This window comes from Ruegeria sp. BJ5, assembly GCF_056537865.1.
Genome location: NZ_JBQFSH010000023.1, coordinates 1 through 510, shown reverse-complemented (window position 1 = coordinate 510; position 510 = coordinate 1). Strand labels below are relative to the sequence as shown.

Here is a 510-nt window from a genome sequence, read left to right as displayed (position 1 = left end):
TGCGGTTTCAGACCAAAAAGAGACTGCTGACCGCACCGGATGGCCGGGTGTTCAAAACCGGCGACACACTAACCATTGACGGCAGTTCCGGTCAGGTTCTGGCCGGGCAGCCGGCCATGCTCGAAGCGGCCTTGGATGACAGTTTCCAGACATTGATGGGTTGGGCGGATGCCGAGCGGGATATCGAAGTCCGCGCCAATGCGGACACGCCTGCGGATGCGCAAACCGCGCGTAACTTTCAGGCGCAGGGGATCGGACTGTGCCGAACCGAGCACATGTTTTTTGATCCCGGCCGTCTTATCGTCATGCGCGAAATGATCTTTGCGCAAACATCGTCGGGACGCGCAGCGGTGCTGGAACGCCTGTTGCCGATGCAGCGCGACGATTTTGTGCAGCTGTTCCGGATCATGAAAGGGCTGCCGGTCTGTATCCGATTGTTTGACCCGCCGTTGCACGAGTTCCTGCCGACCACCCGCAGCGGTCAGAGAGAACTGGCCGAGGCGCTGGATC

General features: G+C 60.2%; 1 protein-coding gene. It reads left to right on the top strand.

Annotation, left to right across the window (positions count from 1 at the left end):
- A partial coding sequence (locus ACR0NY_RS19145; protein WP_480771309.1) for a putative PEP-binding protein occupies window positions 1-510 on the top strand: 510 nt, incomplete at both ends.